General features: G+C 42.4%; 16 protein-coding genes, 1 tRNA gene and 1 pseudogene. 10 read left to right on the forward strand and 8 right to left on the reverse strand.

Annotated features, from left to right (window positions below; translation table 11 throughout):
• Positions 1 to 206 precede the first annotated feature (206 nt).
• A complete protein-coding gene (adhE, locus tag Xbed_RS09425; RefSeq protein ID WP_086112680.1) occupies positions 207 to 2,876 on the forward strand; it encodes a bifunctional acetaldehyde-CoA/alcohol dehydrogenase in 2,670 nt (889 codons plus the stop codon).
• Between the two features lie 97 nt (positions 2,877 to 2,973).
• On the opposite strand, the gene Xbed_RS09430 is transcribed toward adhE, so the two are convergent.
• Positions 2,974 to 3,570, reverse strand: a complete 597-nt coding sequence (locus Xbed_RS09430) for a thymidine kinase (protein ID WP_086112681.1) — start codon at positions 3,568 to 3,570, stop codon at positions 2,974 to 2,976.
• A 647-nt stretch (positions 3,571 to 4,217) separates the two neighbouring features.
• Between Xbed_RS09430 and hns the strand changes: the two genes are divergently transcribed.
• Positions 4,218 to 4,622 carry a histone-like nucleoid-structuring protein H-NS gene (gene hns / locus Xbed_RS09435; protein ID WP_086112682.1) on the forward strand — a complete coding sequence of 135 codons (405 nt, stop codon included), beginning with the start codon at positions 4,218 to 4,220 and terminating at the stop codon, positions 4,620 to 4,622.
• A gap of 234 nt (positions 4,623 to 4,856) precedes the next feature.
• On the opposite strand, the gene Xbed_RS09440 is transcribed toward hns, so the two are convergent.
• From Xbed_RS09440 to galU, 3 genes are read right to left on the reverse strand one after another with little or no spacing between them, the layout of a single operon-like run.
• Entirely contained in the window at positions 4,857 to 5,867 is a 1,011-nt protein-coding gene (locus tag Xbed_RS09440) for an NAD-dependent epimerase (RefSeq protein ID WP_086112683.1), read from the reverse strand.
• An 8-nt stretch (positions 5,868 to 5,875) separates the two neighbouring features.
• Positions 5,876 to 7,219, reverse strand: coding sequence for a UDP-glucose dehydrogenase family protein (locus Xbed_RS09445; protein WP_086112684.1), 1,344 nt, complete (start codon positions 7,217 to 7,219; stop codon positions 5,876 to 5,878).
• Positions 7,220 to 7,243: 24 nt separating this feature from the next.
• Positions 7,244 to 8,161, reverse strand: a complete 918-nt coding sequence (galU, locus tag Xbed_RS09450; RefSeq protein WP_086112685.1) for a UTP--glucose-1-phosphate uridylyltransferase GalU — start codon at positions 8,159 to 8,161, stop codon at positions 7,244 to 7,246.
• Positions 8,162 to 8,545: 384 nt separating this feature from the next.
• Here galU and Xbed_RS09455 point away from each other — a divergent pair, with 384 nt between their 5' ends.
• The 3 genes from Xbed_RS09455 (at position 8,546) to Xbed_RS09465 (ending at position 10,175) form a co-directional block, all read left to right on the forward strand.
• Positions 8,546 to 8,998 (forward strand): YchJ family protein, encoded by a 453-nt coding sequence (locus Xbed_RS09455; RefSeq protein WP_086112686.1) that lies wholly within the window; start codon positions 8,546 to 8,548, stop codon positions 8,996 to 8,998.
• A 68-nt stretch (positions 8,999 to 9,066) separates the two neighbouring features.
• Complete coding sequence (gene purU / locus Xbed_RS09460; protein WP_086112687.1) at positions 9,067 to 9,915, forward strand: formyltetrahydrofolate deformylase; 849 nt, start codon at positions 9,067 to 9,069, stop codon at positions 9,913 to 9,915.
• A gap of 175 nt (positions 9,916 to 10,090) precedes the next feature.
• Positions 10,091 to 10,175: transfer RNA gene (locus Xbed_RS09465), tRNA-Tyr, on the forward strand.
• 368 nt (positions 10,176 to 10,543) lie between these two features.
• On the opposite strand, the gene Xbed_RS09470 is transcribed toward Xbed_RS09465, so the two are convergent.
• Positions 10,544 to 11,407, reverse strand: a complete 864-nt coding sequence (locus Xbed_RS09470) for a helix-turn-helix domain-containing protein (RefSeq protein ID WP_086112688.1) — start codon at positions 11,405 to 11,407, stop codon at positions 10,544 to 10,546.
• Between the two features lie 650 nt (positions 11,408 to 12,057).
• Here Xbed_RS09470 and xthA point away from each other — a divergent pair.
• Positions 12,058 to 12,864, forward strand: a complete 807-nt coding sequence (gene xthA, locus Xbed_RS09475; RefSeq protein ID WP_086112689.1) for an exodeoxyribonuclease III — start codon at positions 12,058 to 12,060, stop codon at positions 12,862 to 12,864.
• 100 nt (positions 12,865 to 12,964) lie between these two features.
• Here the strand turns inward: xthA and Xbed_RS09480 are convergent, their stop codons facing one another.
• The 3 genes and pseudogenes from Xbed_RS09480 to Xbed_RS09490 form a co-directional block, all read right to left on the reverse strand.
• Positions 12,965 to 14,920 (reverse strand): DNA topoisomerase III, encoded by a 1,956-nt coding sequence (locus Xbed_RS09480; RefSeq protein ID WP_086112690.1) that lies wholly within the window; start codon positions 14,918 to 14,920, stop codon positions 12,965 to 12,967.
• Positions 14,921 to 14,924: 4 nt separating this feature from the next.
• A pseudogene (locus Xbed_RS20695) lies at positions 14,925 to 15,180 on the reverse strand (selenide, water dikinase SelD); the annotation flags it as partial.
• Positions 15,181 to 15,229: 49 nt separating this feature from the next.
• Positions 15,230 to 15,781, reverse strand: coding sequence for an NAD(P)H nitroreductase (locus Xbed_RS09490; RefSeq protein ID WP_086112691.1), 552 nt, complete (start codon positions 15,779 to 15,781; stop codon positions 15,230 to 15,232).
• Between the two features lie 166 nt (positions 15,782 to 15,947).
• Between Xbed_RS09490 and sppA the strand changes: the two genes are divergently transcribed.
• From sppA to Xbed_RS09510, 4 genes are all read left to right on the forward strand, one after another.
• Positions 15,948 to 17,822, forward strand: a complete 1,875-nt coding sequence (gene sppA, locus Xbed_RS09495) for a signal peptide peptidase SppA (protein ID WP_086112692.1) — start codon at positions 15,948 to 15,950, stop codon at positions 17,820 to 17,822.
• 99 nt (positions 17,823 to 17,921) lie between these two features.
• Complete coding sequence (gene ansA, locus Xbed_RS09500; RefSeq protein WP_086112693.1) at positions 17,922 to 18,941, forward strand: asparaginase; 1,020 nt, start codon at positions 17,922 to 17,924, stop codon at positions 18,939 to 18,941.
• Positions 18,942 to 18,964: 23 nt separating this feature from the next.
• Positions 18,965 to 19,681, forward strand: a complete 717-nt coding sequence (pncA, locus tag Xbed_RS09505) for a bifunctional nicotinamidase/pyrazinamidase (protein WP_086112717.1) — start codon at positions 18,965 to 18,967, stop codon at positions 19,679 to 19,681.
• 557 nt (positions 19,682 to 20,238) lie between these two features.
• Positions 20,239 to 21,219: a phage tail protein gene (locus Xbed_RS09510; RefSeq protein ID WP_086112694.1), complete on the forward strand. Its 981-nt coding sequence runs from the start codon at positions 20,239 to 20,241 to the stop codon at positions 21,217 to 21,219.
• Positions 21,220 to 21,574: the final 355 nt, after the last annotated feature.

Genomic DNA, 21,574 nt, shown 5'->3' on the forward strand with positions numbered 1-21,574 from the left:
AAGCTGTTCCCAACGTAAAACATCAAGAAAAGGAATTATTCCTATATCAATCATTTTATTAAACAATTTCTTAAGGCCATTTCTTAAGGTAATTAGCGGTATTTTCGATGAAATCCAACCGATTAATTTCATGGCATTATTTGATAAATTAATAATCTCGCAGCTAATTACCTTAAAAAATTTAACATTTATCAGGAGTAATTTTTATGGCTGTAACTCAACTTGCTGAACTCAATGAATTAGTTGCTCGCGTAAAAAAAGCCCAACATGAATTTGCTAACTTTTCTCAGGAACAAGTTGACCGAATTTTCCGTGCTGCGGCCCTGGCTGCCGCTGATGCCCGCATTCCACTGGCAAAATTAGCTGTCTCTGAATCCGGGATGGGGATAGTGGAAGACAAAGTGATCAAAAATCATTTCGCTTCTGAATATATTTATAACGCCTATAAAGATGATAAAACCTGCGGCATCTTATCTGAAGATAATACCTTCGGGACCCTCACTATTGCTGAACCTATTGGCTTGATCTGCGGCATCGTTCCCACAACCAACCCGACATCTACCGCAATTTTCAAAGCGCTTATCAGCCTGAAAACCCGAAATGGCATTATTTTCTCCCCACATCCACGGGCCAAAAAAGCCACCAATAAAGCCGCCGAAATCGTCTTGAAGGCCGCAGTTGAAGCAGGGGCGCCAAAAGATATCATCGGCTGGATAGATGAGCCTTCTGTAGAGCTTTCAAATGCCTTAATGCACCACCCTGACATCAACCTGATTTTGGCCACCGGTGGCCCAGGCATGGTGAAAGCGGCCTATAGCTCAGGCAAACCCGCCATTGGTGTTGGTGCTGGCAATACTCCCGTGGTCATCGATGAATCAGCAGATATCAAACGTGCCGTCGCATCCATTCTGATGTCAAAAACCTTCGATAACGGCGTGATTTGTGCTTCAGAACAATCAGTTATTGTTGTTGATGCGGTTTATGAGCAAGTCCGTGGGCGTTTTGCCACTCACGGTGGATATCTCCTGCAAGGAAAAGAACTGCAAGCGGTTCAAGATATCATTTTGAAAAATGGTCATTTAAATGCGGCAATTGTAGGTCAGCCAGCAACAAAAATTGCGGAAATGGCCGGTATTATTGTGCCTGATAATACTAAAATTCTTATCGGTGAAGTCACCTTGGTTGATGAATCTGAACCCTTCGCCCATGAAAAATTATCGCCACTGCTTGCCATGTACCGTGGCAAGGACTTTGAAGACGCGGTTGAAAAAGCCGAAAGACTGGTTGAAATGGGCGGTATCGGGCACACATCATGCCTATATACTGAGCAAGATAACCAAGCCGGGCGTATTAAATATTTCGGCGACAAAATGAAAACCGCCCGTATTTTGATCAACACGCCGGCATCCCAAGGTGGGATCGGCGACTTGTATAACTTCAAGTTATCCCCTTCCCTGACTCTGGGTTGTGGCTCCTGGGGCGGTAATTCCATCTCCGAAAATGTCGGGCCAAAACACCTGATTAATACAAAAACCGTCGCCAAAAGAGCTGAAAATATGTTATGGCATAAACTTCCAAAATCAATCTATTTCCGGCGCGGTTCGCTGCCCATCGCATTGGAAGAAGTCGCCACAGATGGCGCAAAACGTGCCTTTATTGTCACAGACCACTTCTTATTTAATAACGGTTATGCCGATCAGGTTATCAATGTCTTAAAATCTTACGGCATGGAAACCAAAGTCTTTTTTGAAGTTGAAGCAGATCCTACTTTGAGCATCGTCCGCAAGGGTGCTGAACAAATGCAGTTGTTTAAACCTGATGTCATCATTGCCCTTGGTGGTGGTTCCCCCATGGATGCAGCCAAAATTATGTGGGTGATGTATGAACATCCAGAAACACATTTTGAAGAACTGGCCCTGCGCTTTATGGATATCCGCAAACGCATCTATAAGTTCCCGAAAATGGGGGTAAAAGCCAAGATGGTTGCGATTACCACCACCTCTGGCACAGGCTCAGAAGTCACGCCTTTTGCGGTTGTCACTGATGATATCACCGGGCAAAAATATCCACTGGCAGACTATGCATTGACCCCCGACATGGCGATTGTCGATGCCAATTTAGTCATGGACATGCCAAAATCCCTGTGTGCCTTTGGGGGATTGGATGCCGTCACTCACGCGCTGGAAGCCTACGTTTCTGTTTTAGCCAATGAATATTCTGATGGGCAGGCACTACAGGCATTGAAATTGCTGAAGGACTTTCTGCCTGCCAGTTACCACGACGGAGCAAAAAACCCCGTTGCCCGCGAACGTGTTCATAATGCGGCGACCATTGCCGGTATTGCTTTCGCCAATGCCTTTTTGGGTGTGTGTCACTCCATGGCCCATAAACTTGGTTCTGAATTCCATATTCCACATGGTTTAGCCAACGCGCTGTTAATCTGTAACGTCATCCGCTACAACGCGAATGACAATCCGACAAAACAGACGGCATTCAGTCAATACGATCGCCCACAGGCGCGACGCCGCTATGCGGAAATTGCACAACATCTGGGATTAACCACATCAAGTGATCGGACTGCGGCCAAAATTGAAAAATTGTTGGCTTGGCTGGAAGAAATGAAATCTCAGTTAGGCATTCCCGCTTCCATTCGTGAAACGGGGGTTCAAGAAGCTGATTTTCTGGCAAAAATCGACAAACTCGCAGAAGATGCATTCGATGACCAATGCACTGGAGCCAATCCACGTTATCCATTAATTTCCGAATTGAAGCAACTGTTGTTGGATTCTTTCTATGGACGTGAATTCACTGAACAGAACGAGTCTCAGGAGGCAGTAAAACCAAATAAAAAAATAATAAGAAACAGTAATAGATGATGAACTGATGTAACTCAAAAGGCGTTGGGGTAACCCTACGCCTTTTTTATTGGCCTAATGGCGTGAAACCCATTAGAAAATCACAAGGTTTGAAGTATTAAGCCTTTTTTGCCTTAGCCTCACGAATAACGTCCGTATAGTGCTTACGGCACACAGAAACGTATTTTTCATTACCACCAATATCAACCTGAGCACCATCGTAGACAACGCTCCCATCACTGCCAAAACGCAGCACACGACTGGCTTTTCTCCCACAATGACAGATTGTCTTCAACTCCACCAATTTATCTGACCACGCGAGAAGATATTCGCTTCCGCTGAATAACTCCCCTTGAAAATCTGTCCTTAAGCCATAGCAAAGAACAGGGATATCATCATAATCGACAATTTCACACAACTGTTCGACATGTTCTTTCGTCAAGAACTGGCATTCATCGATCAAAACACAATGGATTTTTTCCGCTTGATTTTCACTTCTGATAAGCTCCGCAATATTTGTTTCTGATGAAAACAGCAAAGCGTCAGCGGATAAGCCAATACGGGAACTGACTTTTCCTTTACCAAATCGGGTATCGATTTCCGCTGTAAAAATCAGCGTTCTCATTCCTCTTTCGTTATAGTTATAGGAAGATTGTAATAAGGAAGTTGATTTCCCTGCATTCATGGCGGAATAATAAAAATAAAGCTGAGCCATTGGCCCGTCCATCCTCTTGTCAAATTTAATCAGGCGATATATCGCGGCAAGTTTACCACAAACTCTGATTGAGATTACTCCCTGTTATTGTTAAATGTGGGATAGCAGAAACAAAATAGGGTGAATAAGAAAAGATTATTTTCATGATAACCATCACATTTGTGCATATAAAATCAACACCACCAGCACTTTTTGCATGACAAATGAACGAAATTAACATCTAAAGAAAATAGTTATTTAACCTTCCATCCTTTGCATATTAATAATCATAGTGGTTTACTTTTGTTCAATTCAGTCACTATAATCATAACCAATAGATTACCCATAAAAAACTTGCGTCCCACACTATACTCTTCAGCTTATTTCCAATAGAACAGTTAACATTCCTTACGGATTGACCATAAATTAGTTTTATACATTGGGGTTTATCCCTTACTCAACTTTACAGAAAATCGACCTCAATGCTTATTGAAAAATGGTAATCTCAATAGCAGGATTAAAACACAATATATCGATTATCAAAAAAATTGCATTTTAAAATGACATGTTTTAGCCTGAGAAAGTAAATTCACTATTGCAGAAAATAAAATAGCATTCTATTATTATCCCTACATCAGTCATCATCATTATAATTTGAGACCAGGACAATGAGCGAAAATTTAAAATCCTTAAATAACATCCGTACCTTGCGCGCACAAGCAAGAGAATGTGAACTGACTACTTTAGAAGAAATGCTGGAGAAACTTACGATTGTTGTTGAAGAACGTCGTGATGAAGAAAGCCATGCTCGTGCACAAATAGAAGAGCGTACACGTAAACTTCAAGAATACCGTGAAATGTTGGAAAAAGACGGTATTGAATTAAGTGATTTAGTAGACGCTTTAAGTGGTAAAGCGACAGGTAAATCTAAACGTGCTGCACGTCCAGCTAAATATTCATACCTTGATAACGACGGTGAAACTAAAACCTGGACTGGCCAAGGCCGTACACCTGCAGTAATCAAAAAAGCAATTGATGAAGAAGGCAAAAGTCTGGAAGATTTCCTGATCTAATCAGTTGCTTGCACACTCAACAAAAATACCCGCTTGAGGGTATTTTTGTTTTTTATGATTAATACAACTAACTAGGTTAATTACGGCTGATGTAAAAACGCAGAGAGTTATATTAACGACCCAGTCGCTTTCATATTCTCATGTGCCAAAAAAGAATTTAACACCAACTTAGTTTTTTATTAACATAAAGTTATAAAAAAAGGAGCGATTCGCTCCTTTTTCTTGCTTCTAACGTTACGATTTCTGATAAAAGCCTAAGTACCAATCAACAAACCGTTTTACCCCTTCCTTTACTGGTGTATCGGGTAAAAAACCAATCTTATCGTAAAGCATGCTGGAGTCCGCGCATGTTGATAGCACGTCGCCATCCTGAATTTCCATCAAGTTTTTCTTTGCTTCAATCCCTAATGAAACTTCAATGGCTTCAATAAAATCCCCCAGCTTTGTAGGTTGACCATTACCAATATTGTAAATTCGGTATGGCGCAGAGCTGGCAGATATCTGTCCATCTTCAACCAACCAGTCTTTATTCGGGGCTGGAATAACATCCTGTAATCTGATTATAGATTCAACAATGTCATCAATATATGTGAAATCCCTCACCATATTGCCATGATTATAAATATCTATTGGTTGGCCTTCTAACATAGCTTTAGTGAATTTAAATAAAGCCATGTCAGGACGCCCCCATGGCCCATATACGGTAAAAAACCTCAACCCAGTAGTCGGAAGCTGATAAAGATGAGAATAGCTGTGAGACATTAACTCATCGGCTTTTTTCGTTGCAGCATATAAAGAAACAGGGTGATCAACAGAATCATCAGTAGAAAATGGCTGCTTTTTATTTAGACCATAGACTGAACTTGAAGAAGCATATAATAAATGTTCTACATGATTATGACGGCATCCTTCAAGAATATTGATATGACCGATGATATTAGCATCAATATATGCCATTGGATTTTGTATTGAATAACGCACACCCGGCTGCGCGCCCAAATGGATCACTCGCTGAAATTGATGTTTGGCAAACAATTCGGGGATAGCAATTCTGTCGGCCAGATCTAATTTTTCAAATTTAAAATTTGAACAAGGGAGTAATAAATTTAATCTCGCCTGTTTCAAATTAACATCATAATAATCATTGAGGTTATCGATACCGACAACCTCATGCCCCATATTCAATAACCGCTGGCTAACATGAAAGCCAATAAAACCAGCGGCACCCGTAACTAAAAATTTCATATAATGACTCAAATGACTGGATTGATTGAGGCTCCGCGCCCAATTCCATAGTACGTAAATCCGCGCGATTGCAGGCGCTCAGGATCATAAAGATTACGTCCATCAAAAATCACAGGCGTTTTTAATGAATCCTTAATCACATCAAAATCAGGCGCTCTGAAATTTTGCCATTCTGTACATATAATTAAAGCATCGGCACCTTGCAGCGCAGCTTCTTTTGTCCCCATTAACGAAAGATCCCCACGCTGTCCATAAATGCGCTGGGCTTCCTGCATGGCTTCAGGATCGAATGCCTGTATTTTAGCGCCACATTCCCATAATGTTTCCATCAATACACGGCTTGATGCTTCACGCATATCATCCGTATTAGGCTTAAATGACAGCCCCCAAATAGCGAATGTTTTGCCAGACAGGTCATGACCAAAATGACGTTTTACAAAAGCAGGCAACTTGCTTTTCTGTTTTTCGTTAACCTGCTCGACGGCCTGAAGAATTTTGGGGATATACCCGATCTGCTCAGAAGTTCGGATTAATGCCTGAACATCTTTCGGGAAACATGAACCACCATATCCACACCCAGGATAAATAAAGTGGTATCCGATGCGAGAATCGGAGCCAATTCCCTGACGTACATTCTCAATATCGGCCCCCAGCATTTCTGCCAGGTTAGCAATTTCATTCATGAAGCTGATCTTAGTGGCCAACATACAATTAGCTGCATATTTAGTCAGTTCAGCACTGCGGATATCCATGACTATCATGCGATCGTGATTACGATTAAATGGCTCATACAATTCGCGCATGACATCAACCACATTATCGTTATCACAGCCAATGATTATACGCTCAGGCCGCATACAATCGGCAATTGCCGCGCCTTCCTTCAAAAATTCAGGGTTGGAGACAACATCGAATGGCAGGTCTGCATTCCGTTTTTCCAACGTTGCCTGCATCACTGCCCTGACCTTATCAGCCGTGCCGACAGGTACCGTTGATTTGTCAACAACGACTTTGTGACCATCCATATTTTCCGCGATGGTTCTGGCAACCGCAGTGACATATTGAAGATCGGCTGATCCGTCTTCATCAGGAGGTGTTCCTACTGCAATAAACTGTAATTTGCCATGAGCAATACCGGCTTTGGCATCCGTTGTAAAATTCAGACGCCCTTCTGCGTGATTTTTCTTTACTAAGGGCGCCAAACCTGGTTCAAAAATAGGGATCTGACCATTTTTCAGGCTCTCAACTTTTTTTGCATCCACATCAACACAAAGTACATCGTGCCCAACTTCTGCAAACACGGTTGCTTGAACTAAGCCCACATAGCCAATACCAAATACAGTAACTTTCATATCACACCTTAAATTACCAGTAGATTATTTTTTATCCTGACTTTGCAAAGTCATAACCCAATCCGTGAATAATTTGCCCAGTTCCTTATGTTTCATGCCATATTCGACAAATGCCTGCATATAGCCCAATTTGTTGCCACAATCGTGACTACGTCCCTGTAAGTGATAAGCCTCAACAGATTCTTTTTCCATCAGCATGGCAATCGCATCTGTCAGTTGTATTTCATCCCCTGCCCCTGGTGCAGTTTTTGCCAATAACGGCCAAATTTTTTCAGATAACACATAACGGCCAACGATGGAAAGATTCGAGGGTGCTTCTTCTGGTCTTGGCTTCTCAACAACACGGGCGATAGGTTTGCTATCACCGGGTTTCAGCTCTTCGCCCAGACAATCAGCAATACCATAGTCCGAAACACTCTCTACAGGGACGGGTTCGACCAGAATTTGGCTTGCCCCACTGCTATTAAAGCGCGACAGCATTTCGCTTAAATTATACTTTGACAGGTCAGTGCTGTACTCATCCAAAATAACATCCGGCAAAATCACCGCAAAGGGTTCATCACCAATAAGCGGTTTGGCGCATAACACAGCATGTCCCAGCCCTTTAGCGATCCCCTGACGGGTTTGCATGATTGTGACGTGTTTTGGGCAAATTGACTGCACTTCGTCCAATAATTGACGTTTGACCCTTTTTTCAAGGATCGCTTCCAGCTCAAAGCTGGTATCAAAATGGTTTTCTATAGAGTTTTTGGATGAATGCGTGACCAGAATAATTTCATTAATGCCCGCCTTGATACATTCATTGACGACATACTGAATAAGTGGCTTATCCACAAGAGGGAGCATTTCTTTAGGGATGGCTTTGGTAGCCGGCAACATCCGTGTTCCCAAACCAGCAACGGGTATAACAGCTTTTTTTACCTTTTTATTTATTACTGACATTATATTGTCTCCTGCCGCTATGCTGTCACTGAAAAGCCCCTTTACAGCTTAAACAATAGCATTGACTCTCTTAAAAAAATTGTTTGTGTGAAGAAAATCGCACCCGTAAAAAATAACGCGCACGAGTATAGCAGTTAATTTAACGAGATATACAGTACGTAAGCGTTTAATCACGCTTCCGTGATTCGATATTTAGTACCAATCCATCCCATGACGCCAGACTCTTGTCAGGCATTGCGGCCATTGTCTATATTCGAGTATCATCAGTCGATGATAGTCCAGTAGGACTGTAGTATTTATACTCTTTTTATACTCTTACATCTCTTTGCGACATTGCTCATTTAACAGCAACCTCTTTGAATTATTGGAGTTATTTTGACAAACATGTGTTCCTGCGGCAGTGGTTCACCTTTCACGCATTGCTGTAGCCCCTATCTTGAAAATCATCATCCTGCTCCAAATGCCGAATCCTTGATGCGTTCCAGATATAGTGCTTACGTTACACAAAATGCAGACTATCTTATCGCGACTTGGCATCCTGATTGTCAGGCCGAAAATTGGCGTACAGAAATAGAACAACATTTTGCGGGTGTAGAATGGTTGGGTCTAAATGTGCTTGAAACGAGCGAAGGTAAACATAATAACGAGGCTTATGTTGAATTTTCAGCTTGCTTTATAGAGCAAGGAAAGCAAGATAAGCAATTGATCCACGAGCGCTCGCGTTTTTTACGCATTGATCAACGTTGGTTTTATATAGATGGTGTCCGTCCTCAGACAGGCCGTAATAGCCCTTGTCCGTGTGGCTCAGGCAAAAAATACAAGAAGTGCTGTGGTTAAAATCAGTCTCTAAATATCAAACATAACAATTCACAAGCAGTGAAGCCGATTTGGGAATCTCATAATCCATGCAAAACACAAACATACAAAAAAAAATCTTGCGTACAATCTGTCCTGACGCAAAAGGATTAATCGCAAAGATCACAAATATTTGCTACAAGCATCAATTAAATATTGTTCAGAATAGCGAGTTTGTAGACCATCGTACCGGTCGTTTCTTTATGCGCACAGAACTGGAAGGTATTTTCAATGATGAAACACTTCTGGCAGATTTAGATGACGCCCTACCTGCGGGTTCAAATCGTGAATTAAATACAGCCGGGCGTCGCCGTATCGTTATCATGGTAACAAAAGAAGCACATTGTATTGGTGATATCCTGGTAAAAAGCGCCTATGGTGGGCTGGATGTCGAAATTGCGGCGGTTATCGGTAATCACACAACCCTGCAACCATTGATTGAACAATTTGGCATTCCATTTCATTACATCAGCCATGAGGGTTTAACCCGTGAGCAGCATGATGAAGCATTGATGGCTCAAATCGACCAATATAAACCCGATTATGTCGTACTTGCCAAATACATGCGTGTTTTAACCCCGGCCTTTGTTCAGCATTATCCAAACCAAGTCATCAACATTCACCATTCATTTTTACCCGCATTCATCGGAGCACGTCCTTATCATCAAGCCTATGAACGGGGTGTAAAAATCATTGGCGCTACGGCTCATTATGTAAATGACAACTTGGATGAAGGCCCGATCATCACTCAGGATGTGATAAATGTGGATCATAGCTATACTGCTGAAGAGATGATGCGTGCAGGGCGAGATGTTGAAAAGAATGTTTTGAGCCAGGCATTGCACTCCGTTTTTTCCCAGCGAGTTTTCGTCTATGGTAACCGTACTATTATTCTTTAAGAAAAAGAAAGTCTCCTTTAAGAAAGAACAAGCTGTTGGATTTTGGATCACAATGTGACCGCAAGGTTTAAAAAAACAGCGATTGATGCTTTATTTTCAATAAGCTACTTTACAGCGGCGGTTTATTTGATATTATGCCGTCCGCTGCTAACGACAGCGCACAATTCAAAAATTTGGTGGGGTTCCCGAGCGGCCAAAGGGAGCAGACTGTAAATCTGCCGTCACAGACTTCGAAGGTTCGAATCCTTCCCCCACCACCATTTTCCCGATGCCCCTCAAAGAATTATTTCTGATTGTCAACACAACACTGACCCTATGCCTTTATCCAGGCAAGAAAAACTTTAAACTGCAAGTTTGAATTGAGCGTAGCGAAATAACAACGCGCCTGATACGCAGAATGCCATGTAATGAGATAATGGCATGTAGGAGATGTAATATAACGTGATGTCATATAACGTAATATGTTAATCCGAAGGTGAGGAACGAAATGACGAATCATCCTTCCCCACCACTATCAAAAACCGACTTCAAGCCTTCAATGCATTGCAAAAGCAATAAATAAATACGTTCGTCAAGTACCAATAGCGGAGCTGGAAAGGCGGATAGTTCGCTCCGCTTATGCAATCGGTTACTCCATATCGCTAACAGAGTCGATGAAACGATTTAACACGCTTGAATGAGATTTTGATTTGTAGACATAACACTGATTCACTGCATCAGGTCGTAATATTGGAATGAAGCCTAAGCTCTCTCCCTCTTCCAATGCACCGGAGTGGGAATCTGTAATAAATATATAATCGGTTGACTGAATAAAATTAAGACAGCACTCTACATTATCCATCTGTCTAATATTGATTTTCTCTCCACTTTTTATCATTTCCTCTTCCAAACTCTTTATCAAATTACCTTTATAGAGCACGGGATCACATAACCACGTTCTCTTTTTCAGTAATTGAGTAAAGTCACCATTCACTTCATCCAGTAACTCTTTACGGCAGCAGATCCCCAAATTTGGTCCATCAATTTTCCGTACAAGACTAAATCTATCGCTAAGTATTTTCTCTGAACTTAAAATTATCGTATTGCCCTCATAATCAACTATTTCATCAATGTTATCATAACTGAAGCGTAATATATTCACCTGAGCATTATTTCTGTCCGCCGCTTTATAAAGCGAAATCAGATGCTTTTTCTTACCCCAATCATGGTATATATTCACAACATTACAAATACTCCCGCTAATGTGTTTCTTTGTAATTTCTTTCTCTTTCAAATAGAGTTCTTTCAGGTCATTATATAACTCCACTCCGTCTTTGGTCAGAATCATCCCAAACTTCTCCCTTTTAAATAAGCGCTTTCCTAACGTCGCCTCAAAGTCTTTAATTGATTTAGCGACTGGGGGAGTCGTACGGTTCATCACTCTTGCCGCCTTGCTTAAAGAACCCATTTCCACCACCGCCATGAATGCTTCTAATTTACGAGAAAAAAACATAATTCACCGTTCCTATGTAACTTGTGGCTAAAATAATATCCTTGAAATGGCCTTCTCATCAGGTAACCGCTAAATCAAACTTGATATTGTGAAGGTATAATTTTGTACAATAAAAACAGATATTTTTCAAATGACATTTATATAAAATGCCAGTCCCTGATGCAATAATGCGGTTTAGATGAACTATATTATTCATCTATATCATGATGAATATTCCACCGTGATTGTAAGCCATTAATAAATATAAGCATGACCTACAAGGTCAATTTTCTATCAGAGATTGATTAACTCTTCTACTTTTTCATTAATTAATTTTTGTAACGCATGACATAAAATAAATTCCAAGGATAAAAAACCTAACGGAAATTATAATATCGCACGTTTAATATAACAGATTACAACTAGTGAATTATTATATATCCATTAATTCACCAGTCGTTAATTTTATGTTTTTTATTATTTAAAAAACGATTCAACACTCTAAATTTCGGGTAGCAAGAGTATTATACTCAGTATAGTATGACATATAAGAGTAAAATAGCGAGATATCAAAGTGATTAGGCAAATTTTATTATTTAATAAACAGTTACATCTTTATTTATATCTGTTAATATTAAAACATAACGTATTCTTAAGGTGATTATAACGATATGAAATTTATCTCATTCAATATTAATGGACTGCGGGCACGACCTCATCAACTTGCTGCAATTGTTGAACAACACCAACCAGATGTGATCGGATTACAGGAAATAAAAGTTCATGATGAAATGTTTCCACTGGAAGAGGTGAGCAAATTAGGCTATCACGTCTTCCACCACGGTCAAAAATCACACTACGGGGTTGCTCTACTCACCCGCCAACAACCCGTCGATGTTCGTAAAGGTTTCCCTACCGATGATGATGAGGCACAACGCCGGATTATTATGGCCGATATCGAAACGCCTATCGGTTTATTGACTGTCATTAACGGTTATTTTCCCCAAGGGGAAAGTCGTGACCATCCCATTAAATTTCCGGCAAAAGAGAAGTTTTATCAGGACTTGCAGTCTTACTTAGAAAATCACCATACCCCAGAATCACATATTCTGATTATGGGTGATATGAATATCAGCCCGACCGATCTCGATATTGGGATTGGGGAAAATAATCAAAAACGCTGGTTAAAAACCGGAAAATGCTCTTTCTTACCGGAAGAAAGAGAGTGGATGGGGCGCCTTGCCAATTGGGGATTAATCGATACATTCCGGGCCAAGCACCCTGAGATCGATGACCAATTTTCCTGGTTTGATTATCGTTCAAAAGGGTTTGATGATAATCGGGGGCTGCGTATTGATTTGTTGCTTGCCAGCCAACCATTGGCAGAACGGTGTATCTCTTCCGGGATTGATTATGCCATTCGCAGCATGGAAAAACCGTCTGACCATGCTCCGGTTTGGACTGAATTTGCAATATAATTTCAAACAATATAATTTCAAACAATATAACTTCAAATAACGTGACCCAATGATGAAACACAGCACCATCAATTATGCTGGTGCTGTATTATCACGTTGCTTATGACGGGTTGGTTTTTGACTGATTCATTTTATCTGCCTTTGCCTTATTCTGACGGGATTTTACCTGTTTCCCTTTTTTGCCTTTCGCAGGAACAGGAGGTAAATCCCTAAACGCTTTCAGATTACGGTACTGTTTTGCCTGCCAGATTAATTGCTGCAAGGTCTCCTGAAGTGGCAACATAAAATCCTGATAGCGGAATTGCTTTTCACTGATTTGCGTCAGCCGGGATTCCCAATGTGCTGTCATATCGGGTAATACCGCCATATCCGGCAATACATGGATCAAAGCCCGTCCCGCAGGCGTAGCATGAATATGACGCCCTTTTTTGTATAGAAACTCCCGTTTGAAGAGCAGTTCGATAATTCCGGCCCGGGTTGCTTCCGTGCCTAAACCATCCGTTGCCCTCAAAACTTTCTTCAGTGCCTTATCCTGAACAAATCGGGCTATACCGGTCATTGCGGATAATAATGTGGCATCAGTAAAAGGTCGCGGTGGCTGTGTCTGCCTTTCCACCACTTCCCCCTTCTCACACACAAGCGCATCGCCCTTCGCAACAATCGGTAATGGAGTCCCTTCATTCTCTTCATCCCGTTCCTTGTTGCCAAGCAGTGTCCTCCAGCCCGCTTCTGCCAGAAAACGGGCTTTGGCGATGAATTTCCCGCCCGCAATATCAAGTTCAATCGTACATTTGCGGAATACCGCATCAGGGAAAAATTGCATTAAATATTGTCTGGCAACCAGACTGTAAATGTGACTTTCATTTTCTGTCAGATTGACTTGACTACTGCGCGCTGTAGGAACAATGGCATGGTGTGCATCAACCTTCTTATCATCCCAACAACGATTCTTTTTATCCACCTCCAAAGCAGCCTGAGGCAGTAAGTGGGCAGAATGCACCGAAATGGCATTCAAGACCGCATGACGCCCGGTAAAATGTTCTTCTGGTAAATAACGGCAATCCGAACGTGGATAAGTGATCAATTTATGGGTTTCATAGAGCCGCTGACAGATATCAAGTACATCCTGAGCACTGAGACCAAAACGTTTCGCAGCTTCAATCTGCAAGGAAGAGAGTGAAAATGGCAATGGTGCCGTTTCTGATTCCCGTTTATCCTGATATGCAGTGACGTGGGCCGGTTGTCCGCTAATCCGCGCCACGACATGCTCTGCCAATGGACGGTGGATAACCCTTCCTTCTTCATCCTGAAAATCAATGCATGATTCACTCGGCTGCCATAATGCCGTAAACCGCTCTTCGTTTGGCGTGACAATATGGGCTTTGACTTCAAAAAAATCTTTCGGCACAAAATGTTCTATTTCTTCATCACGACGCACGACCAGCCCTAAAATCGGTGTCTGAACACGGCCAACCGATAATACGCCCTGATAACCCGCATTTTGACCCAATAGCGTATAAGCACGGGTCATGTTGATGCCATAAAGCCAATCTGCCCTGGCTCTGGCAAGTGCAGAAACACATAACGGGACGAATTCCCGGTTACTCCTCAATCGCTCAATCGCCTTGACGACCGCCTGAGGATTCAGGTCATTAATCAGGCAACGCAGGACATTTTGTTTTTTTTCAGTGCCCAACTCTAAGAAATCCAGCACCTCATCCACCAGCAACTGCCCCTCACGATCCGGGTCACCTGCATGGACAATTTCGTTCGCCCTTTCCAATAAGGATTTAATGGTATTGAGTTGTTTAGCCACGGCAGCCCGTGGTTTTAACTGCCATTTTTCAGGAATGATCGGTAAATCAGCCAATACCCAACGGGCATAACGGGTATCGTAAGCATCTGGCTCAGCCTGCTCCAATAGATGGCCGACACACCAAGTAACAAACTGATTATTACCGCACTCAATAAACCCATCCCCACGTCGATGGGGTTTCGGTAAAACATCCGCTATAGCTCTTGCGAGGCTAGGTTTTTCTGCAATAAAAAGACGCATGGAATTATTCAACAACTTCAATTAATGTCCTGCCTGAGCATGACTCAGTCCGTTCACCAATTGCAATCAATCCAATGTTGTGGTTGCGTGCAATGGCTTTCGCCTCTTCCACGCATCTGGCAAAATAACCAGTAATAAACCACCCGAAGTTTGTGTATCACACAGGAGATGACGTTGACGAGCGGTCATTGCCCCTATTAAGTGCCCGTTACTGTCAAAGTTGCGTCCTGTACCATCAGTACGCAACCTTTATCAATATACATATCAGCACTGAGTCAGACGGATTTTAGTTGATATTGCTCACCCCGGTTAGAAATAACTGACAAATTGCGTTAAATCTGGAGTGGCAACTTTTACAGGCGCCCTGAGTTCCGGTGTCCCTAAGTAGAGGAATCCTACAATTTTGTCATTTTCACCACACCCTAAACCCGCTTTGACCGTTGGATCTTCTGTCCATGAGCCTGAACGCCATATCCCGCCAAAACCTTGGGCAACTGCCGCCATCTGCATGGCATGAACAGCACAGCTCGCTGCGACAACTTGTTCCCATGCGGGGATTTTCGCATGTTCAACCACCTTGGCAATGACCGTGATAATCATAGGAGCACGGTAAGGAGCGTTTTTGGCTTTTTCTTCAACTTCCTTGCCCAGCTCTTCCACAACAGCCGCTTTTTCAAGCAGTGCACTAAATTTATCAATACCTTCTCCCTGCATTACGATAAAATGCCAAGGACGCAGCGCCCCATGATCAGGGGCTCTCATCCCTGAAGCTAAAATGTGCTGTAATTCATCGCCTTCTGGGGCCGGTGTCGTTAAACGTGAAACTGAACGACGATTCAACAAAAGTTCCAAAGCATTCATGGTGTTCTCCTAAATAAGATAATCTGTCAGACCCAATATTCTCTGTTTATTCGTTAATGAATGAAAGCGCTGAAACCATTTTTTCAACCATTCGCGTGATTTCTGGCTGACATTTACCAATAAGCTGATTAGGATAACCCCATTTGAGATCCTCACTGGAGACGATATGCGTACTTTTTGGAAGTTTATAGCGTCATTGTTTAGATGGAGTTGGAAACTGCTAAACTTCGTTCGCCAACTCATTTCTAATCTTATATTTATTCTGCTGGTTATTGTTGTTGCTGCCGGTGTGATTGCTTATCAGCAACAGTCTAAATCCAACGATAACTATCAGGGAGCTTTATATGTTGACCTATCTGGTATCGTTGTTGATCGCGTATCCGCTCCTGACCCGATTGGGCAGTTAGAAAGAAACCTTTTAAGTTTTTCCAGTGACAGTTCTCAGGAAACCTCTGTATTTGATATTGTTGACAGCATTCGTCGTGCTCAAAATGACCCCAAGATTACCGGAATGGTATTAAAGCTGGATAAATTTGTCAGTGCCGATCTGCCTTCTATGAAATATATTGGTAAAGCCATCAACGAATTTAAAGCCGCGGGCAAACATGTTTTTGCAATCGGTGATAATTACAGCCAATCACAATATTATTTAGCCAGCTATGCAAATGAAATATACCTGTCTCCACAAGGTATGGTCGATATCCGTGGTTTCGCAACCAATGGCTTATATTACAAATCATTATTAGATACGTTAAAAATTACCACCCATATTTTCCGTGTAGGTACTTATAAATCAGCAGTGGAACCCCTTTTGCGCAATGATATGTCAGAAGAAGCACGTGAATCTGGCAGGCTCTGGATCAACGAATTCTGGCACAATTACTTGAACACCGTTGCAGTTAACAGGGATATTCCTGCTGATCAAGTCTTCCCTGGCGCAGCTAACTTACTTGAAAAATATCGTAAAGCCGGTGGTGATGCCGCACTTTATGCGTATCAAAACAAGCTCGTGAATTATGTTGAACTACGTAGTGCTGCTGAAAATAAAATGAAGGAAATTTTTGGTTGGGATGCAGAGAAAAAACATTTCAATTACATCAGCATCTATGATTACATGGCGCAAAAATCAGACAGCGATAATAAAGGCAACATTGCCGTCGTTATTGCCGAAGGTGCAATTTCAGATGGTAAACAATCATCTGGTATAGTGAGAAGTGATACCGTCGTGGAACAGCTACGTGAAGCACGTGACAATCCCAACATCAAAGCCATTGTACTGCGGGTAAACAGTCCTGGTGGCAGTCTCAGTGCGTCTGAAATTATTCGCAGTGAAATTGCCGCAACCCGCTATGGTGATAACGGCAAAAATGCAAAACCTATTGTGGTGTCGATGGGAGGATTAGCAGCATCAGGGGGTTACTGGATATCAACCCCGGCTAACTACATCATCGCTGATCCGGATACATTAACAGGCTCTATCGGTGTTTTTGGTATTTTCCAGACTTATGAAAAAAGCCTAAATTATCTTGGCGTGCATACTGATGGTGTTTCAACAACGCCACTGGCAAATATCTCTGCTACCAAAGACCTTAATCAAACACTGTCCGATATGATGCAGATGTCTATTGAAAACGGCTACCATAAGTTTATTAAATTGGTTGCAGATTCTCGCAAAATATCACTGGCGGATATGGATAAAATCGCCCAGGGACGTGTTTGGAGCGGCCTTGATGCCAAAAAGCATGGTTTAGTCGATCAGTTGGGTGATTTTGATGATGCTGTTACAAAAGCCGCTGAATTGGCCGGGGTCAAAAAGGTATCACTGGACTGGATGCAACCTGATTTTTCATTCTCTGAAAAAATGATGTTAGGCTTCACCTCATCAGCACAAGCCCTGCTGCCAAATACATTGCAATCAATGTTGCCAGCGCCGTTTTCTCAAGTTGCTCAAGACATGAAAAAACAAGCCCTGTTTTATAACAATATGAATGATCCTCGGCATATTTATACGTTCTGTCTAAACTGTGTCGATGTCCATTAGAAACAACCCATCAAATTTGAAGCCTGATCTCACCATCAGGCTTTTTTTATTCTTCATACTCCCTATAATCCAGCTAAATATTTTTATTGAGACGTGACTATGCAGAAGAAATCCATCTATGTTGTTTACACTGGCGGTACCATCGGGATGCAGCATTCTCCCAATGGGTACATTCCTGTTTCCGGCCATTTACAGCAGCAACTGGCAAAAATGCCTGAATTTCACCGTCCAGAAATGCCAACATTTACGATCCGTGAACATCAGCCCCTGATTGACTCTTCTGATATGACACCTGATGATTGGGGCATTATCGCGAATGATATCCATCAGAATTATCATGACTATGATGGTTTTGTGATTCTACATGGCACAGATACCATGGCCTTCACTGCCTCTGCACTCTCTTTCATGCTTGAGAACCTCAATAAGCCGGTTATTGTGACAGGGTCACAAATTCCCTTAGAAGCACTACGCTCGGATGGGCAAACAAATCTGCTTAACGCGCTGTATCTCGCGGCTAACTACCCGATCAACGAAGTGAGCCTGTTTTTCAGCAATAAATTATTTCGTGGAAATAGAACGATTAAAGCCCACGCCGATGGCTTTGATGCCTTTTCATCCCCCAATTGCTCACCACTCATGGAAGCGGGGATTAATATTCGTACTTTCAAAACAAGCCCCATACCTGTCAATCATCGTGAATTTGTCGTCAATCCGATCACATCACAACCGATTGGTGTTGTGACCATCTATCCGGGTTTATCCAGTCAAGTGGTAGAAAATATCCTGATGCAACCGGTCAGGGCATTAATTTTACTATCATATGGTGTTGGGAATGCGCCGCAATGTGCCGCTTTGCTGAAAACATTAAAGGAAGCAACCGCGCGAGGAATTATCGTGGTTAACCTGACCCAATGTATTTCTGGCCGGGTCAATATGGGTGGCTATGCTACAGGCCACTCGTTGGCCGCCTCTGGTGTTATCAGCGGTTATGACATGACTTTCGAGGCAGCATTAACAAAATTACACTATTTACTGAGTCAATCTTATACACCCGAAGAGATCCGCCACCTGATGCAACAGAATCTGCGTGGTGAATTGAGCTATTCAGATGAATAACAGAAAGGAAATCAATAAATATGATGAAAACAGCATTATTACTTATCGATCTGCAAAATGATTTCTGTACTGGGGGCGCGCTGGCGGTCAAAGAGAGTGATGCGGTCATTGAGGTAGCAAATTCAGTCATTGCTTTATGTCAGGCTATCAATAACCGGAAAGACAATACTCCAGAAAACCATGATCCCGAAAACCATGATCCAGAAAATAAGGTTCAGGAAAATAGCATCGCTATCATTGCCAGCCAGGACTGGCACCCGGCCAACCACATGAGCTTTGCGGTCAATTCCGGGCAGGAGGTTGGCGGATCGGGTGAACTCAATGGCATTCCCCAAATATGGTGGCCTGTTCATTGTGTCCAAGGGCAATTTGGGGCAGCGTTTCATCCTTCGTTAAACCAATCAGCTATCGCAGAAGTTTTCCAGAAAGGTGAAAATCCCCAGATAGATAGCTACAGTGCGTTTTTCGACAATGACCATAAGAGCCAGACCCGACTGCATGGATGGCTGACAAAACATAATGTACAACGCCTGTTTATACTGGGCATCGCTACTGATTACTGCGTCAAATTTACTGTACTTGATGCGTTGGCTTTAGGTTACGAAACCTATGTGATTACAGAGGGTTGTCGCGGTGTTAATATTCAGCCAGACGACAGCCAGCGCGCATTTGAGGAAATGGCGAATAAAGGTGCCAAATTAATCACACAAAGTGAACTAAGACCCCTTTTACAAATATGAAAGATAACCTCGCCCTATTCTTATTTAAGACCCGTGCTTATTTAAGACCGATACTTACTTAAAACAAGTATCTACCAAGGGCGAGGTTTTCATTTCAATGCCAGCGAGTTCATTTCAGTCATCTGACAACAGAAAAAGCACCCCATACAGCATATGCAAATTGATTTTACACTCATTAGGTAGGGAAAGCGGGGGATTCCAAAGCAGAGAAGAATAACCCCCAAGGGACAGAAACTTGCCCTTTAACATACAGGATTATCCCGCATCTAAACCTGCACCATGCAAGCACACCTCCGTTTGAAACAGAAGAAGTCCAAAAACGGGATATCCCGCTGTTACCCGGCTACGTTTTATCAGCCATCTGATAAATTCTATTAATTCCCCTCCCGTCATTTTATGCCATCCTGCCAACAAAACATGCTCACCGACTGAATTAAATCAAGCCGTACTCTCCAGTATTGATGAACCTATTTTATTGATGTTCACAGGCGGAGAAGTCTCCTACCGCCTTCATGTTATTTAGCAATGTGTATTGTTGATTAAATGAGGGAATAAATATGCAAGATAAAAAGCCTGATGTACCTGTCTCAGACGGTTGTAGTCTCGTGATTGTTACAACACCGGAATATGTTAAAAACGCTATAGAAGAACACGCCAAAAGCCGTAATCACCCATATGCAACTCAGGCAGAACCAGGGTTTGTTACCCTTAGTAATGATGTTGATAGCGATAGTGAAATAACTGTCGCAACCTCTAAAGCTGTTAAGGAAGTCTATGATTTGGCAAGTAAAGCCAATTGCAGCAATAATAATTATGTCCCCAATAGCCGTAGAGTGAACGGAAAAGCGCTATCTTCTGATATTGCATTGAATGCATCGGATGTCGGAGCATATACCAAAGAAGAGACAGATTCTCAAATCAACAATGTCACTTCACTGGCAAATACTGCAAATCAGAATGCTGATACTCGCTTAGCAAAAGATCAGAACGGGGCGGATATTCCCGATAAGGAAAAATTTGTTAAGAATCTTGGATTAGGTACACTAATGGAAGGAATAGCTTTGCCAGTTGGTGTTCCCGTTCCTTGGCCGACAGAAGCTCCCCCAGAAGGATGGTTCATATGCAACGGTGATTCGTTTGATAAGGCAAAATATCCAAAACTTGCTATTGCTTATCCATCTGGTGTGCTACCCGATTTGCGAGGGGAGTTTATTCGCGGCTGGGATAATGGTCGAGGGGTGGATGCTGGGCGGCATTTACTTTCTAATCAAGCAGAAGATGTTGCTCCACATAACCACAGAATTCAACGCATGTGGTCCAGATCCACTGCGGGAGCTGAGGATTTAGGTACAGGAAACGGCATTTTCAATAGCGTTCACAAAGACATCAACTATGGTGCTGACCCCAGAGGATTGGGTATTGCCATAGGAATAGGGTCAGGTGGTTATGGTTATATGGATAATGTGGTTGCTAATTCCACAGGAAAAGAAACCCGCCCCCGCAACATAGCCTTCAACTACATAGTCAGAGCCGCTTAAGTCTGAGCTGACAATTTAACCCGCAACTTTCTGCGGGTTAATTATTCCTTTACTCCACCTGTTCAGACACATCAACATCAGAAGCCGCTTTCTGCCCCAAATCCCCCGCTTCCCCCTGCCTCACACTCCACACCGTAACGTACCACGTGGTTCACTTTCCACCCATCCTCTCCCGTCTCGCCGCAATCCCCCATTTTGAATACAAAGCACCCTGAATAATTGCTGATTTTTCAATCCACAATGCGGCATTAGACGTTTTTAATAGGTTACTGTAACGGTACGGTTGTTTCTATTAAAGGTTGGTTTAGGGGAAACTGCGAATGCCAGCTTTAGGAATCTGCAATTAACCAGCTCT

This window comes from Xenorhabdus beddingii, from assembly GCF_002127545.1.
Classification (GTDB): Bacteria; Pseudomonadota; Gammaproteobacteria; order Enterobacterales; family Enterobacteriaceae; genus Xenorhabdus; species Xenorhabdus beddingii.